Source organism: Sphingomonas sp. RB1R13 (assembly GCF_036663775.1).
GTDB lineage: Bacteria > Pseudomonadota > Alphaproteobacteria > Sphingomonadales > Sphingomonadaceae > Sphingomicrobium.
In genome coordinates this window covers 1-1,606 of the sequence record NZ_JAXOJM010000016.1, presented here as the reverse complement: position 1 = coordinate 1,606, position 1,606 = coordinate 1, and the positions used below count along the sequence as shown (strand labels likewise).

2 protein-coding genes are annotated in these 1,606 nt (G+C 70.0%); both read left to right on the top strand.

Annotated features, from left to right (window positions below):
- Positions 1 to 746, top strand: a 746-nt coding sequence (locus tag U1700_RS14400) for a sensor histidine kinase (protein WP_332753383.1), incomplete at its 5' end; no start/stop codon positions are given.
- Complete coding sequence (locus U1700_RS14395) at positions 746 to 1,429, top strand: response regulator transcription factor (RefSeq protein WP_332753382.1); 684 nt, start codon at positions 746 to 748, stop codon at positions 1,427 to 1,429. The genes U1700_RS14400 and U1700_RS14395, both read left to right, overlap by 1 nt.
- Positions 1,430 to 1,606 lie beyond the last annotated feature (177 nt).

The window sequence follows — 1,606 nt, the reverse complement described above, 5'->3', positions numbered from 1 at the left end:
GGTTGCGGCTGGAGGCGGAGGTGCGCGACGTGGACGCGGTGCGCACCCGCGACCGGCTTCGCGCGGCGCTATTGTCCTCGGTCAGCCATGACCTGCGCACGCCGTTGACCGCGGTGATGGCCGCCGCCGCGCAGTTGCGGCAGGGCGCGACGCCCGACCTGATTTCGACCATTGAGGGGGAGGCGGCGCGGCTCAACCGCTTCGTCGCCAATCTGCTCGACATGGCGCGGGTCGAGGCCGGGGCGCTCAAGCTGAAGATCGAGGCGATCGACCTCAGCGACGCAGTGACCGGCGCGGCGCATGACGCCCGCCGCGCGCTGGAGGGCCATTCGGTGCGGCTCGATGTGCCGCCCGACCTGCCATTGGTCCGCGCCGATCCGCAGTTGCTGCATCATTGCCTGCTCAACTTGCTCGACAATGCCGGGCGCTACGGCGATCCGGGCACCGAGATCGTGATCGAGGGGCGGCATCGCCACGGCACGCTGCGGCTGTCGGTCCTCGACCATGGTCCCGGCCTGCCGCCAGGCCGGGAAAACGAAGTGTTCGAGACGTTCCGGCGGCTGGAAGGCTCCGACCGGGTGGCGGGAGGCACGGGTCTCGGCCTCGCCATCGTCAAGGCCTTTGCCGAGGCCATGGGTCTGGGCGTAGAGGCGGGCAATCGCGAGGATGGCGAAGGGGCGATGTTCACCCTGTGCTTCCCGCGCGACCATATCATGCGCGAGGGCGCACCGGAGGGAATGGCCTGATGCCCGCGACGATCCTGGTGGTGGACGATGAAGTCGCGATCCGCCGCCTGCTGCGCAACACGCTGGAACAGGCGGGGCATCTGGTCGTCGAGGCGCGCGACGGGCGCGAGGCGCTGGCGCGCGCGGCGGCCGACCATCCCGACGCGGTGCTGCTCGACCTGGGGCTGCCAGACCGCGACGGGTTGAGCCTGATCCCGCTGCTGCGCGGGGCGGAGCGGGTGGTGCTGGTCGTCTCGGCGCGCGAGGCGACCGAGGAAAAGGTCGCTGCGCTCGATCTGGGCGCGGACGACTATGTCACCAAGCCGTTCGACAGCGAGGAGCTGCTGGCGCGACTGCGCGTGGCGCTGCGCCATCGGCGTGCGGCGGAGGCGGCGCCGTCCGTGGTGCGGACGGGCGACCTGACGATCGATCTCGACCGGCGGATGGTGACGCGCGGTGGTGAGCAACAGCATCTGACCCGCAAGGAATATGATGTGCTGGCGATGCTGGCGCGGCATCCCGGCCGGGTGGTGACGCATGACAAGATCATCGACGCCGCCTGGGGCGGGGACGAGGACCCGCGCATCGACTATCTGCGCATCGTGGTCCGCAACCTGCGCCAGAAGCTGGAAGCGCCGCAGCCGGTGGGCAGCGTCATCGCGAACGAACTGGGCGTCGGGTATCGGTTGCGGGTCGAGGGGTGACGTAATTCCTCCCCTGGAAGGGGAGGTGGCGCGCATCGCGCGTCGGAGGGGTGTCACCCTATCGAGAGCGCGATACCCCTCCGTCAGGGCTTCGCCCTGCCACCTCCCCTTCCAGGGGAGGAATGGCGTTCAACCCACTTTCTCCCCCGTCCGCAGGGTCAGCACCTCGACCCCGGT

Bases quoted from the DNA above. Each gene is read 5' to 3' on its own strand.
- U1700_RS14395 (WP_332753382.1), top strand. From the start codon at position 746: ATGCCCGCGACGATCCTGGTGGTGGACGATGAAGTCGCGATCCGCCGC.